The following is a 14,086-nucleotide window of genomic DNA, read 5'->3' on the forward strand; positions in this document are numbered from 1 at the left end:
ACGAGATATCACACTCTTTTTCCCGTCCAGGAGGAAGCTAAACTGAGGTGAATGGAATTGAGTCATAGTGACCACATTAAACATAAATTAGCGCTACTCCCGGACGAACCGGGTTGCTATCTGCATAAAAACGAATACGGCGAGGTCATATACGTAGGGAAGGCGAAAAACTTGAAGAACCGGGTGCGTTCCTACTTCACAGGGGCACACGACATCAAGACGATGCGTCTCGTCGCGGAGATTCGTGACTTTGAGTACATCGTGACGGCGAGCGAACTTGAGGCGTTATTACTCGAAATGACGCTCATCAAAAAGCACGACCCGAAGTACAACATTCGCTTGAAGGATGACAAGACGTATCCGTACATCAAAATCACGAACGAACCTTACCCACGTCTATTGACGACACGTAAGCTGAAGAAAGACGGAGGCCATTATTTTGGGCCATACCCGAACGCCTATGCGGCGAACGAGACGAAACGACTTCTCGATAAGCTGTATCCGCTCCGGAAATGTCAGCCGATGCCGAAGAAACTCTGTCTGTATTATCATATCGGGCAATGTTTGGGTCCTTGCGAGCTAGCGGTCGATACGGATTCGCAAAAAGAAATCGTCAATGAAATCCGGCGCTTCTTGAACGGGGAGACGAGTGAGACGCTCGCGAAGTTGAATGTCGAGATGGGACGTGCCGCTGAGGACATGCAATTCGAACGGGCGGCTGAACTACGCGATCAAATTCGAGCAGTCGAGTCCATCATGAACAAACAGAATATGATCACGGCCGACCCGACGGCCCGGGACGTCTTCGGCTACACACTCGACCGAGGCTGGATGTGTGTCCAAGTATTCTATATGCGTGGCGGGAAGATGATCGAGCGAGATGTCTCGCTCTTCCCGATGCACGGAGAGCCTTCCGAAGAACTCGAAAGTTTCATCGTGCAGTTCTATGAACAAAACGTCGTACCGAAAGAGATTCTCGTACCAGAGACGGTCCGGCTCGACTTACTGAATGACGCCATCGGAACGAAAGTGATGCAACCGAAACGAGGGGCGAAGAAACAATTGCTTGATTTGGCGACGAAGAATGCGTCGATCGCCTTGAACGAGAAGTTCGAGCTACTCGCACGTGACGAAGAGCGGACGTTGCTCGCAATGCGTGAACTCGGGGAAGCCATCGGCATCCCAAACTTGTCCCGTGTCGACATCATCGACAACGCGAACATTCAAGGTGCGGACGCCGTGTCGGCACTCGTCGTCTTTGAAGACGGGAAACCGCTCAAAAAAGAATATCGGAAATATAAGATTCAGACGGTCCAAGGGCCGGACGATTACGAGACAATGCGTGAAGTCGTCCGTCGACGGTTCCGCCGTCTCTTGACGGAAGACAAACGATTACCCGACCTCCTACTGATTGATGGGGGGATTGGGCAATTGAACGCGGCCCTCGACGTCATCCAAAACGAGTTCGGTCTCGACTTACCGGTCGGCTCGCTCAAAAAAGATGACCGACACCGAACGAGCCAGCTATTGTTCGGGGAACAGGGTGGCGTCGTCGAGCTCCATCCACGCTCGAGCGCCTTTTATCTATTGCAGCGGATGCAAGATGAGGTCCACCGCTTCGCCATCACGTTCCACCGTAGCTTGCGGACGAAGAAAATGACAAAATCACTATTAGATGAGATCCCGGGTGTCGGTCCGAAGCGTCGACAACAGCTCATCCGTCATTTCGGGTCGATGAAACAGATCCGTCTGGCCTCACTCGAACAATTGAAGGAAGCGGGACTACCTGAAAAATTAGCGGAGACCGTGCTTCAATATGTGCACGAGGAGACGGATGAGTGAGACAGCTTCCGACAGATGTGGAGAATACAATCGCTTCATTCGTGAGAGCGATTGATGAATTTCTACCAACCGTTCAGCATATATACATTCATGGATCAGTAGCGATGGGTGGCTTTCATCCAAAACGAAGTGATGTAGATTTGTTGCTCGTCGTATCGAACGCATTGACTCGGGAGGAACGACATAAACTCATCGACTGTTGTCTCTTATACTCCAACGAACCATATCCGCTCGAACTGAGTATCATGACGGTAGCTCAGCTAAAAGACTGGTGTCACCCGAGTCCTTTTGAGTTTCACTATAGTGAAGGGTGGCGTTCTCGTTTTGAAAAGGCAAATGGGGAAGAGCGAACCGAATTGCAGCAAGGATTCACCGACCCTGATCTGGCAGCTCATATGTTGATGATTTTAGAACGAGGTATCACTTGGCGCGGACATCCACTACATCAATTGCTCTGCGGATTCGATTCCGCTCATTTTTCTGATGCGATTCGTGCAGATGCGATTGATTGCCTCGACACGCTCGAGGAAAATCCGATTTATTGCGTGTTGAACTTGGTACGCGGATTGGCTTATGAACAAGAACGTGTCCTGCTCTCGAAACAAGAAGCACTCGGTTGGCTGGAAGATAACGGACATTTTCCGGGAAATGTTGTGACGGTCGTTCGTAAGGCGTCTCAGGGCTGTGAAGGGGAAGGCGTGACGTTTGATCAATATGAACTCAATGACGTACGCCAGTATATGAATGAGCAACTTCAGCTGAAACAAAAATAAGAGTCGATGCGTGTGCATCGACTCTTATTCGTAATCGTCTTTCCGGTCTAGTTGGACGGTGATTTGGACAGCTTTTCGAGTGGGATCGGCATACCCCTCTGCGACACACTGGAAACGACCTGAAATTTGTTCGGCTAAAAACCCGGCTTCAAGTTGATAGTAGCCTGTCGCTTTATCTTGAGTCGCAGGTGGGGGAATCAATTCATATGTGAATTTACTTCCGCGTTCCTTCTTGATTGTCAACTCTCCCCAACCCGCTTCCGCGAAGAAAGCGATCAGTTCATCGTCAGACATCGTCGGGAACTTACGGGCGACCCGTTTCCCTGACCAATAGATGACTTGGGCGTAATCTTCACCAAGCAAGTCCGTCAACACATAGTCGCGAAGTAGTTCAATCGCGAAAATCGGTTGGCTCATCGTTTCCATTCTATCCCATCACTCCAATCTCTCTATATCATTATAACGACCATTTAGAATTTGGTCATCCTGTATTTTTGAAAAGAATGTGGCACAAATCGGCTAGGTTGTCTTGTCATACAATTTTCACAGGAGTAGAATAAAAGACAGAAAGCTATATCTGCATTTGAAAACGCTTTTATTGACAAAACGAGCCAGCGCTCGTGAAAAGGGGGAAATAGAATGGCAGCGCATCGTGACTACTTTAGTCGTAAAGTCCATTCGCTACTTGGGGTCATTCCAATCGGTCTGTTTTTGATCGTCCATTTAACGGTCAACTACTACATCGTCGATGGAGTGGAGTCATTCAACAAAGCAGCACAATTTATGGAGAGCTTACCGTATTTATACTTCCTTGAAGTGACGATTATCGCACTACCGATGATCTTCCACGGAGTGTACGGGGTGTACTATGCGTTTCTCGGATCGATTAACTCGAATCGCTATTCATACGCACGGAACTGGTTGTATCTCTTCCAACGCTTTACAGGGGTATTTCTTGTGATCTTTATTTCGTGGCACGTATGGGAGACGCGCCTTGCGAAATTACGCGGTGTGGAGGTCAATGCAGAAATGATGCAAAGCATCGTCGACAATCCACTTATGTTGCTCTTTTACATAGTCGGAATTCTTTCGGCTACATTCCACTTTGCGAACGGTCTCTGGTCGTTCTCAATCACGTGGGGGATCACACAGTCACCTCGTTCGCAACGACTCATGAGCTACGTATCAGGTGTCGTGTTCTTGGCACTATCTTTTGTCGGCATCCGTTCGATTTTGACGTTTGCAGGCATCTTGTAATTAGGGGGAATTGTACATGGCAAATCAAAGTCTGATCGTCATCGGTGGCGGTCTAGCTGGACTCATGGCGACAATCAAGTCGGCTGAGATGGGTGTTCCGGTAAAACTATTCTCGCTTGTACCGGTCAAGCGTTCACATTCAGTATGTGCTCAAGGCGGAATCAACGGTGCCGTCAATACGAAAGGGGAAGGGGATTCCCCGTGGCAACACTTTGACGACACGGTCTATGGAGGCGACTTCCTCGCTAACCAACCACCTGTTCAAAAGATGGCAGAAAATGCACCGAAAATCATTCACATGTTCGACCGGATGGGCGTTATGTTCAACCGTACGCCAGAAGGTCTCTTAGACTTCCGTCGGTTCGGCGGAACGCTTCACCACCGTACGGCATATGCGGGAGCAACGACGGGGCAACAACTTCTCTACGCACTCGATGAGCAGGTTCGTCGTTACGAGGCGCAAGGCCTCGTCGAGAAGTATGAAGGATGGGAATTCCTTCGCGCCGTGATCGATGAAGAAGGTATTTGCCGCGGCGCGGTTTGTCAGGATTTACGCTCGATGGAAATTAAAGCGTTCCCATCAGACGCGGTGATCTTGGCGACAGGTGGACCTGGGGTCATCTTCGGTAAATCGACCAACTCGGTCATCAACACAGGGCAGGCAGCGGCAGCGGTTTACCGTCAAGGCGCGGTCTATGCGAACGGGGAGTTCATTCAAATTCACCCGACCGCGATTCCTGGCGATGACAAGCTTCGTCTCATGAGTGAATCGGCTCGTGGGGAAGGTGGACGTGTCTGGACATACAAAGACGGGAAGCCATGGTACTTCCTCGAAGAGAAATATCCGGCTTACGGAAACCTCGTACCGCGTGACATCGCGACACGCGAAATCTTCGACGTATGTGTCAACCAAAAACTTGGTGTCAACGGCGAGAACATGGTTTATCTCGACTTGTCTCATAAAGACTCAAAAGAACTCGACATCAAGCTTGGTGGGATTCTCGAAATCTACGAGAAATTCGTAGGGGACGACCCGCGTAAAGTACCGATGAAAATCTTCCCGGCGGTCCACTATTCAATGGGCGGACTTTGGGTCGATTACGATCAAATGACAAACATTCCTGGACTCTTCGCGGCCGGAGAATGTGACTACTCGATGCACGGTGCGAACCGTCTCGGCGCGAACTCGCTTCTCTCAGCCGTTCATGGCGGAATGGAAGCAGGTCCTGCGGCAGTCAACTACATGCGTGGTCTCGATCAAGCGACAGAGAGCGTTTCAGAGGCGCTCTTCAACTTTAACGAACGTGAAGAAATCGAGCGTTTCAACAACATCTTGGCGATGGACGGAACAGAGAATGCGTATCAAATCCACCGTGAACTCGGTGAACTCATGACAGACAACGTTACCGTTGTTCGCTACAATGACAAACTTGAAGCGACCGATAAGAAAATCCAAGAATTACGTGAACGTTTCCATAACATCTCAGCTACGGATACGGCACGTTGGAGCAACCAAGGGGCATCGTTTATTCGACAACTCGACCACATGCTCGACCTCGCACGCGTCATCACACTCGGCGCACTCAAGCGGGACGAGAGCCGTGGTGCCCATTACAAACCGGAGTTCCCGGAACGTAATGATGAGCAGTTCATGAAGACGACGATGGCACGTTACAAAGATGGGGAAGTCGATATCTCGTATGAAGACATCGATGTTTCGTTAATCCCGCCACGTAAACGGGATTACTCGAAGAAAGGGGCGAAGACGAAATGACGACGCCAATGCAATCTGAACAAAAAGACATCCGTTTCATCATCGAACGCCAAGATGGACCGGATCAAGCGACGTACACGGAAGAATTCACGGTACCATACCGTCCAAACATGAATGTCATCTCAGCATTGATGGAAATCCGCCGGAATCCGGTCAATGCGAACGGGGAAAAAACGACACCAATCAACTGGGACATGAACTGTCTTGAAGAAGTATGTGGTGCCTGTTCGATGATCATCAACGGAAAGCCGCGCCAATCGTGTACGGCACTCGTTGACAAACTTGAACAACCGATTCGCCTTGCGCCGATGAAAACATTCCCGGTCATCCGTGACCTTCAAGTCGACCGTCAACGCATGTTCGACGCGTTGAAAAAAGTAAAGGCATGGGTTCCAATCGACGGAACGTACGACCTCGGTCCAGGACCGCGTATGCCGGAGAACAAACGTCAATGGGCGTACGAGTTATCAAAATGTATGACGTGTGGCGTTTGTCTTGAAGCGTGTCCGAACGTGAATGACAAATCAGACTTCATCGGTCCAGCGGCGATTTCACAGGTACGTCTCTTCAACTCGCATCCGACAGGTGCCTTCCACGCGGAAGAACGCCTCGAAGCGCTCATGGAAGACGGTGGCATCATGCAGTGCGGAAACGCACAAAACTGTGTCGAAGTTTGTCCAAAAGGTATTCCGCTCACGACGTCAATCGCTTCGATGAACCGTCAAACGACGCTTCACTCGTTCAAACAGTTCTTCGGTAGTGACAAAGGTCGCACCGGTTCTGCGGTCGAGGCATAAGCGAACCGATGACCAAGTACTTTCGAGAGCCAGGTTGGGAAACACGTGTCAAAGCAGGGATCGCACTCGATGTGAAAGTTCGATTTTCAGAGTGCGACCCGTATGGTCACATGAATAACACGATTCCGTTCATCTATTTCGAAGATGCCCGGATCGAGTTGTTAGAGGCGACAGGATTCTCCTTAAAGGATGGATTTGTTGTCGTCGCCGATGCGCAATGTGACTATGTTCGACAAGTCATGCCACGTCAACAGCTGACTGTGCATGCCAATATCTTGACGGTCGGAAACACTTCATGTGATATTCATTACGGGGCATATGATGGAGAACAACTCCTCTTCGCAGGACGCACAAGCCTCGTTCATTTGACGAAGGAAGGCCGTCCTACGGAATGGACTCCAGAATATAAAAACCGCTTGCAGAATTTTTGCGAATCCGCTATCATTTGATAATGAGTTCACAAACAAAAAATATTCTGCCGGTTCGCCTGTAGAATTGAATTTTGAAGGGAGACCATCATCTCATGGAAAAAACGTTCACAGTCGTTGCTGATTCAGGAATTCACGCTCGTCCAGCTACTCAGTTGGTTAACACAGCTTCTAAGTTCCAGTCAGACATCAACCTCGAGTACAATGGTAAAACAGTTAACTTGAAGTCGATTATGGGTGTACTTTCACTCGGTATCGCAAAAGATTCTACAATCAAGATCACTGCTGAAGGTGAAGATGCAGAAGAAGCAATCAACACGCTTTCTGACATGCTCACTAGCGAAGGTCTTGCTCAGTAATTCGGGTAAGGGACGAGGCGCCACTGGCGACCTCGTCTTTTTTTGTCATGTGACCGTTTCTTTTTCCGGTCGATGTTTTTTGGTAAGATAGGTGAGAATGGAAGTGATGCGAAATGAAACGAGCGATTGGAGTCCTCGATTCAGGAGTCGGCGGATTGACGGTAGTCAAAGAATTGATGCGCCAACTCCCTAAAGAAGAAATCATCTATATCGGCGACACGGAACGCTGTCCTTATGGTCCGCGTCCGCACGATGAGATTGAAGCATATACATGGGAATTGATTGAATTTTTATTGAAAAAAGATGTCAAGATGATTGTCATCGCCTGTAACACGGCGACGGCGGTCGTGCTGAAAGAGGCGCGGAGACGACTCGATATCCCGGTCATCGGTGTCATTGACCCGGGTGCCCGCGCTGCCGTCAAAGGCACGCGGAACAAACATATCGGTGTCATCGGAACGAAGATGACGATTGAAAGTGGTTCGTATGAGAAAGCACTTCGTCATGTAGCCGGTGAGGTCGATGTGTACTCACTCGCATGTCCACCGTTCGTGCCGCTCGTAGAGGCGGGTGAGGTGTCTGGAGATCGCGTGTATCAAGTGGTGGAGGAGACACTCCGTCCTCTCCAATCTTCTGAGATGGATACGCTCATTCTCGGTTGTACACACTACCCACTTCTCGCTCCCGTCATCCAAAGTGTGGTCGGACCGGACGTCCACCTCATCTCATCGGGTGACGAGACAGCGCTTGAAGTGGCGGCGATGCTGGATTATCAAGAACTTGAAAATGGATTGGATACGGTCCCGTCCCATGCCTTCTATGCGACGGGGGATATCGAACTGTTCGACCGATTGGCAAGTGAATGGCTAGGAAGACCAGTCCATGCGGAGAAAGTCGAGGTGACCGGCATTGCGTGAGACGAGACGATTTGATGAACTACGTACGGTTGAAATCGTGCCACATGTAAACAAGCACGCGGAAGGGTCTGTCCTCATTTCGATTGGCGATACGAAAGTCATCTGTACCGCAACGGTCGAAGAGCGCGTCCCGAATTTCCTTCGCGGAAAACGGCAAGGTTGGATCAATGCGGAATATGCGATGTTGCCACGCGCAACGGGCAATCGGACTGTCCGAGAGTCGGTTCGAGGGAAACAGTCCGGTCGAACGATGGAGATTCAGCGTTTGATTGCCCGGTCGCTTCGCTCGATCGTTGACTTGGAGCGGCTCGGAGAACGAACGATCTGGATTGACTGTGACGTCATTCAAGCAGACGGGGGGACGCGAACAGCTTCTATCACAGGAGGCTTTTGTGCGCTCGTCCTCGCCGTCGACCGATTGATCCGTCAAGGGAAACTCGACGATACACCAATCAAAGAAGGCGTGGCCGCGATTTCCGTTGGGCGAACAGATGAGCTCGTCCTAGACTTGGATTACTTGGAAGACGCCGCGGCAGAGGTCGACATGAACGTCGTCATGACGGCGAGCGGTCGATTCGTCGAAGTACAAGGTACGGGAGAAGAGGCGACGTTCACCCTTCAAGAGATGAACGAGATGCTCGCGCTCGCACAACACGGAATCGAATCATTATTCAAGACGGCCGAAGCGGCACTTGGTGCTTCGTGGTGGTACGTCGGAGAACGCTCGGAGGAGACATTATGAAGTTGATCATTGCGACACACAATCCCGGAAAAGTGAAGGAACTAGAAGGGATGCTGACACCGCTCGGTTTCGAAGTCGAGTCGTTACTCGATTATCCGGATGCACCGGAAACAGATGAGACCGGCACGACGTTTGAAGAAAATGCGGCGTTAAAAGCGACGGAAGCGGCTGCCTACTTTGGGCATGCCGTACTCGCGGATGACTCTGGCCTCGAAGTCGACGCGCTCGACGGAGCACCGGGAGTCTATTCTGCCCGTTTCGCTGGTCCAGAAAAATCGGACGAGGCGAACAATGCGCTTCTGCTTGAAAAGTTAAATGGTGAAACCAATCGGACGGCGCGCTTCGTCTGTGCCCTTTGTCTAGCGAAGCCGAGCGGGGAAACGTTGACCGTTCGCGGAACGATTGAAGGGACGATTGGCTACTCTCCACGAGGAGAGAACGGTTTCGGATACGATCCACTCTTCATCGTTCCATCACTTCACAAGACAGCGGCGGAATTAGAACGTGAAGAAAAAGCGGTCGTCAGTCACCGTGGACAAGCATTACGAAAATTGGAGGCAGAAATCATTCCATTCATGAAAGGATGAAGCTTATGCGTTTTCTAATAGTGAGTGATAGTCATGGCCTGACCGAAGAATTGACAACGATTTTTGAACGACACGAGGCAGAGATTGAGGATGCGTTCCATTGTGGCGATTCCCAACTCGCTTTAGTGGATGAACATTTGTTACCGTATCGAACGGTCCGTGGAAATTGTGATTTTGGGGGAGACTTACCCCTTGAACGGATCGAGACGACGGATGCCGGTACGATTCTTATCGTCCACGGGCATCATCATGACGTCAAATTTGATTTGAATCGATTGCGTTACCGGGCTGAAGAAGTCGGCGCAAATGTCGTCTTGTTCGGTCACTCGCATGTGGCAGGTGCTTTAATCGAGGACGGGGTCGTCTACATCAACCCAGGTTCGATTCGGATGCCACGTGGACGCTCCGACAAGACGTATGCGCTTCTTGACCTAGAAAATGGAGAAGCCACGGTGCGTTTTTATCGCTCAGAAGACGGTTCACCTGTCGAAGATTTGGACATCGCAGGAAAACTATGAGTTTCGAATGGGAAATCGATTGACAGGAAACCATTTTTCTATTATAGTTTTCATGTCAATGTCCCAATAGCTCAGCAGGATAGAGCAACGGCCTTCTAAGCCGTCGGTCGGGGGTTCGAATCCCTCTTGGGACGCTTCCATTAAAATAGAGACGCTCTCTACGGAGATCGTCTCTTTTTTCATTTTCCGGGAAATCGATTGACAAGGAATTGCGTCCTAACGGAAGATGAAAGGGAATGGAAGAGAGGGGGAGGGAAGATGGAGAAGAAAAAGGATCAGGACTATCCGTTCCCCGGGAATTGGTCGCGTCTGCATAAGATGATTCAGGAGGCGGATGCTTCCGGAGAACGACAGCGGATCGAACCGATTTTGTGGGATTGGTATCAGACGATTCCGGGTGACCCGTTTATTTTCATGGAAATCTTCCAATGTGCGATGGAACGACCGGATGACCCCGAAACACTCGAAAAGCTGCAGGAGCTCGTCACGATTCAGATGGCAGAAGCAGAAGAACCAGCGTCTGGCGGACTTCAGATTGCACAATATTTCATCATGCGAGATCAACCGTTTGAAGCGGCCTATTGGATTCATCAGTATCTCGACTGGCAAGACAAAAAAGATACGGTAAATACACAGGCGGACCAGGTATTGCAGGTCTTGAAGATGACGGAATTTCCGGCTGCCATCGCCAAACTGAAGCGGACGTTGACGCGCGGGAGTACAGGGGAACAAATCGAAGCGTTACAACATGTCCACTTTAATATCGACAGCGTCCTCGACAATGTGCTTCATGAATTGCTCGTGTCGGATCGTCCGAAACTCGTCAAACTGATTGTGCTAGAAAAGGCATTTGCCGAACTGTCGGACATCGCATGGACGGATGAGGGCTCGATGCACGAGATGACGAAAGATGATGCTGCGCAACAAATCGAAACGTGGGAAAAAACGGTGTTATCGCTTCAAAAATCAGTAGAGGGTGATGAGATTGGAACCCAGCTATTGATGAACTACATGTACACGCACTATCCGTATGTGCCGGCTTCAAAGGAAGAGGTCGAAGTGGCACTGATACAAGCGAAACAGGCGATTTTACATGACGAACCGGTCGACGGTTTGGCGTCCGCGATTTTGGAGGCGGATCTGCGCTTTACGCAGTCGTTATTAGACTAAATCCTTGTGTGCACACTGAGGATTTATGCTATAATACGGATTGTTGTACATTTTTGTACGGTATAAACGAATTGTTGGAGGGACTTAGCATGACAGCAAAATGGGAAAAAACATCAGGTAGCCAAGGTGTACTCACGTACGAAGCTCCTGCAGAAGCTTTTGATAAAGCAGTTGACGCCGCATTTAAAACAGTCGTCAAAGACTTGAACGTGCCTGGCTTCCGTAAAGGGAAATTGCCACGCCCAATGTTCAACAAAATGTATGGAGAAGAAGCACTCTATCAAGATGCACTCGACATTCTCTACCGCGACACAATCCAAGGTGCGGTTGAAGAAGCTGGTTTCGAACCAATCGCGCTCGAAAACATCGATGTAGACGGCACGCTCGAAAAAGGCAAACCAGTCGCGTTCAAAGTGACATTCGTGGTTGAGCCAGAAGCTGAGCTTGGCGAATACAAAGGTCTTGAGTACGAAGCTGTTTCTACTGAAGTAACAGAAGACGAAGTGACAGCAGAACTTGAAGCACTTCAACAGCAAGGCGCAGAACTCGCTGTTAAAGAAGGTGCAATCGAAAACGGCGATACAGCTGTCTTTGATTTCGCAGGTTTCGCTGACGGTGAGCAGTTCGAAGGCGGCACAGCTGAGAACTACACACTTGAAATCGGTTCTGGCCAATTCATCCCAGGATTCGAAGAGCAAATGATCGGCATGACTGCTGGTGAAGAAAAAGACGTTGAAGTAACATTCCCTGAAGAGTACCACGCTGAAAACTTGGCGGGTAAACCAGCGACATTCAAAGTCAAACTTCACGAAGTTAAAACAAAACAAGTTCCTGAACTCGACGACGAGTTCGCAAAAGACATCGACGAGTCAGTTTCAACACTCGACGAGTTGAAAGCGAGCATCCGTGAGCGTTTAGAAGCTGGTAAGAAACAAGAAGCTGACGGTACAATGCGCGACCAACTCGTAGAGCAGGCAACTGCAAACGCAACAATCGACGTACCTGAAGTTCTCGTTGACCAAGAAGTAGACCGCATGGTACAAGAGTTCGGCTCACGTGTATCTTCACAAGGAATCGACCTCAACATGTACTTCGAACTCACTGGCACTTCTGAAGAAGCAATGCGCGAAGAGATGAAAGAGCAAGCTGAAGAGCGCGTAAAAGCTCGTCTCGTCTTGAAAGCAATCGCTGAAAAAGAAGCAATCGAAGTATCTGACGAAGATGCTGAGAAAGAGCTTGAAGAAATGTCTAAACTTTACAACATCGCACCGGACCAACTCCGTACGATGCTCGCTCCACAAGGCGGACTTGAAACACTTAAAGGTGACCTCAAATTCCGTAAAGCGATCGACATCCTCGTTGAAAACGGTAAAGCGAAGTAAGTTGATTTTTAGTGGGACGACTGCTTAGCGGTCGTCCTTTTTTCTATCACAGCACTTTGCATGTGTAATTCTTTGAAGTCGCAATATGTTCATGCTACAATTATTTCAACGCAGAGATGTAAACTGTCTTTTCACGGTGCATCGCACCAGAAAATTCAAATCGCGATTTATCGCACTTACATCCATTTTCACCACAGAAGGGGTGTATCGAATGTTTAAATTTAACGAGGAAAAGGGGCAACTCAAGTGCTCGTTTTGCGGAAAATCGCAAGAACAAGTTCGTAAGTTAGTCGCTGGACCAGGTGTATACATTTGCGATGAGTGTATCGAACTTTGTAATGAAATCGTTGAGGAAGAGCTCGGTGTAGAGGAAGAAGTCGAATTCAAAGACATTCCAAAACCACAAGAGATTCGTAACATCCTAGACGATTATGTTATTGGTCAAGACCGTGCGAAACGTGCGCTTTCAGTAGCTGTCTATAACCACTATAAACGAATCAACGCCGGTGGCCGTTCGGATGATGTCGAACTCGCGAAGTCGAACATCGTCATGATTGGACCAACAGGTAGCGGGAAGACGCTTCTTGCCCAAACGATGGCTCGCGTCTTGAACGTCCCATTCGCAATCGCGGATGCGACGAGCTTGACGGAAGCAGGTTACGTCGGGGAAGACGTCGAGAATATCTTGCTTAAATTGATTCAATCAGCTGACTATGATGTCGAGAAGGCTGAAAAAGGAATCATTTATATCGATGAAATCGATAAGATTGCCCGTAAGTCTGAAAACCCATCGATTACGCGTGACGTATCCGGTGAAGGCGTTCAGCAGGCACTTCTTAAAATTCTTGAAGGCACGACAGCGAGCGTACCGCCACAAGGTGGTCGTAAGCATCCGCATCAAGAATTCATCCAAATCGATACGACAAACATTCTCTTCATCGTCGGTGGTGCATTCGCCGGCATCGAATCGGTCGTCAAACGCCGTATCGGGAAGAAAGTCATCGGTTTCGGAAATGATCAAGAGAATCGCGAGTTGACGCAAGAAGACTTGCTCGCCCGCGCACTTCCTGAAGACCTTCAAAAATTCGGGTTGATTCCTGAGTTCATCGGTCGTTTGCCAGTCATGGCGACACTCACGACACTCGATGAGGAAGCACTCGTTGAAATCTTGACGAAGCCGAAAAATGCCCTCGTTCGTCAGTACGAGAAGATGCTCGAGCTTGACGATGTGGAATTATCGTTCACTGACGAGGCATTGACTGAGATCGCCAAACTTGCGATTAAACGTAAGACTGGCGCACGCGGTCTCCGCTCGATTATCGAAGAAATGATGCTCGATGTGATGTTCACCGTCCCATCGCGTGACGATATTGAGAAAGTCATCATTACGGATGAAACGATTACGGGTCTTGCCGGTCCGAAATACGTCCTTCGTGATGGTACTGTCGAACAGACAGGGGACAACAAAGAGACAGCATAATTTGTTAACGAAGAAGGCTCAAACACTCGGCACATCCGAGTTTTGGGCCTTTTTGCACAG

The 14,086-nt window shown here is 49.3% G+C and carries 15 protein-coding genes and 1 tRNA gene; 15 read left to right on the plus strand and 1 reads right to left on the minus strand.

Features of this window, described 5'->3' with window-relative positions:
• Window positions 1–51: 51 nt before the first annotated feature.
• Together uvrC and KNO90_RS14835 are read left to right on the plus strand one after the other, a co-directional pair.
• Window positions 52–1,842 carry an excinuclease ABC subunit UvrC gene (gene uvrC, locus KNO90_RS07760; RefSeq protein ID WP_215113374.1) on the plus strand — a complete coding sequence of 597 codons (1,791 nt, stop codon included), beginning with the start codon at window positions 52–54 and terminating at the stop codon, window positions 1,840–1,842.
• A complete protein-coding gene (locus tag KNO90_RS14835) occupies window positions 1,839–2,615 on the plus strand; it encodes an aminoglycoside adenylyltransferase domain-containing protein (protein WP_214739610.1) in 777 nt (258 codons plus the stop codon). Before uvrC ends, KNO90_RS14835 begins: the two co-directional genes overlap by 4 nt.
• Before the next feature lie 24 nt (window positions 2,616–2,639).
• On the opposite strand, the gene KNO90_RS07770 is transcribed toward KNO90_RS14835, so the two are convergent.
• Window positions 2,640–3,041 (minus strand): YslB family protein, encoded by a 402-nt coding sequence (locus tag KNO90_RS07770; RefSeq protein WP_215113375.1) that lies wholly within the window; start codon window positions 3,039–3,041, stop codon window positions 2,640–2,642.
• Window positions 3,042–3,254: 213 nt separating this feature from the next.
• On the opposite strand from KNO90_RS07770, the gene KNO90_RS07775 reads away from it, so the two are divergent.
• The 13 genes from KNO90_RS07775 to clpX all read left to right on the plus strand — a co-directional run bounded on the left by KNO90_RS07775 (window position 3,255) and on the right by clpX (window position 14,026).
• Window positions 3,255–3,872, plus strand: a complete 618-nt coding sequence (locus KNO90_RS07775; RefSeq protein ID WP_214739614.1) for a succinate dehydrogenase cytochrome b558 subunit — start codon at window positions 3,255–3,257, stop codon at window positions 3,870–3,872.
• Between the two features lie 16 nt (window positions 3,873–3,888).
• A complete protein-coding gene (gene sdhA / locus KNO90_RS07780) occupies window positions 3,889–5,646 on the plus strand; it encodes a succinate dehydrogenase flavoprotein subunit (protein WP_214739616.1) in 1,758 nt (585 codons plus the stop codon).
• 8 nt (window positions 5,647–5,654) lie between these two features.
• Window positions 5,655–6,443: a succinate dehydrogenase iron-sulfur subunit gene (gene sdhB, locus KNO90_RS07785; RefSeq protein ID WP_214742347.1), complete on the plus strand. Its 789-nt coding sequence runs from the start codon at window positions 5,655–5,657 to the stop codon at window positions 6,441–6,443.
• Between the two features lie 8 nt (window positions 6,444–6,451).
• Window positions 6,452–6,892, plus strand: a complete 441-nt coding sequence (locus KNO90_RS07790) for an acyl-CoA thioesterase (RefSeq protein WP_147537790.1) — start codon at window positions 6,452–6,454, stop codon at window positions 6,890–6,892.
• Window positions 6,893–6,966: 74 nt separating this feature from the next.
• Window positions 6,967–7,230, plus strand: a complete 264-nt coding sequence (locus KNO90_RS07795) for a phosphocarrier protein HPr (protein ID WP_015881106.1) — start codon at window positions 6,967–6,969, stop codon at window positions 7,228–7,230.
• Between the two features lie 113 nt (window positions 7,231–7,343).
• The gene (gene racE, locus KNO90_RS07800) at window positions 7,344–8,147 is read left to right on the plus strand and encodes a glutamate racemase (protein WP_215113376.1); all 804 of its coding nucleotides are present in this window, start codon (window positions 7,344–7,346) and stop codon (window positions 8,145–8,147) included.
• Window positions 8,140–8,889, plus strand: coding sequence for a ribonuclease PH (gene rph, locus KNO90_RS07805; protein WP_215113377.1), 750 nt, complete (start codon window positions 8,140–8,142; stop codon window positions 8,887–8,889). Before racE ends, rph begins: the two co-directional genes overlap by 8 nt.
• Window positions 8,886–9,476 carry an XTP/dITP diphosphatase gene (locus KNO90_RS07810; RefSeq protein WP_214739622.1) on the plus strand — a complete coding sequence of 197 codons (591 nt, stop codon included), beginning with the start codon at window positions 8,886–8,888 and terminating at the stop codon, window positions 9,474–9,476. Before rph ends, KNO90_RS07810 begins: the two co-directional genes overlap by 4 nt.
• Window positions 9,477–9,481: 5 nt before the next feature.
• Window positions 9,482–9,994, plus strand: a complete 513-nt coding sequence (locus KNO90_RS07815) for a metallophosphoesterase family protein (RefSeq protein WP_214739624.1) — start codon at window positions 9,482–9,484, stop codon at window positions 9,992–9,994.
• A 60-nt stretch (window positions 9,995–10,054) separates the two neighbouring features.
• A tRNA-Arg gene (locus KNO90_RS07820) sits at window positions 10,055–10,128 on the plus strand.
• Window positions 10,129–10,252: 124 nt separating this feature from the next.
• Window positions 10,253–11,164, plus strand: coding sequence for a hypothetical protein (locus tag KNO90_RS07825; protein WP_215113378.1), 912 nt, complete (start codon window positions 10,253–10,255; stop codon window positions 11,162–11,164).
• An 89-nt stretch (window positions 11,165–11,253) separates the two neighbouring features.
• Window positions 11,254–12,546, plus strand: a complete 1,293-nt coding sequence (gene tig, locus KNO90_RS07830; RefSeq protein ID WP_214739635.1) for a trigger factor — start codon at window positions 11,254–11,256, stop codon at window positions 12,544–12,546.
• Between the two features lie 211 nt (window positions 12,547–12,757).
• Window positions 12,758–14,026, plus strand: coding sequence for an ATP-dependent protease ATP-binding subunit ClpX (gene clpX / locus KNO90_RS07835; protein WP_214739637.1), 1,269 nt, complete (start codon window positions 12,758–12,760; stop codon window positions 14,024–14,026).
• Window positions 14,027–14,086 lie beyond the last annotated feature (60 nt).

Origin of the sequence: Exiguobacterium sp. s63 (assembly GCF_018617335.1) — a bacterium.
In the GTDB taxonomy this organism is placed as follows: Bacteria; Bacillota; Bacilli; order Exiguobacteriales; family Exiguobacteriaceae; genus Exiguobacterium.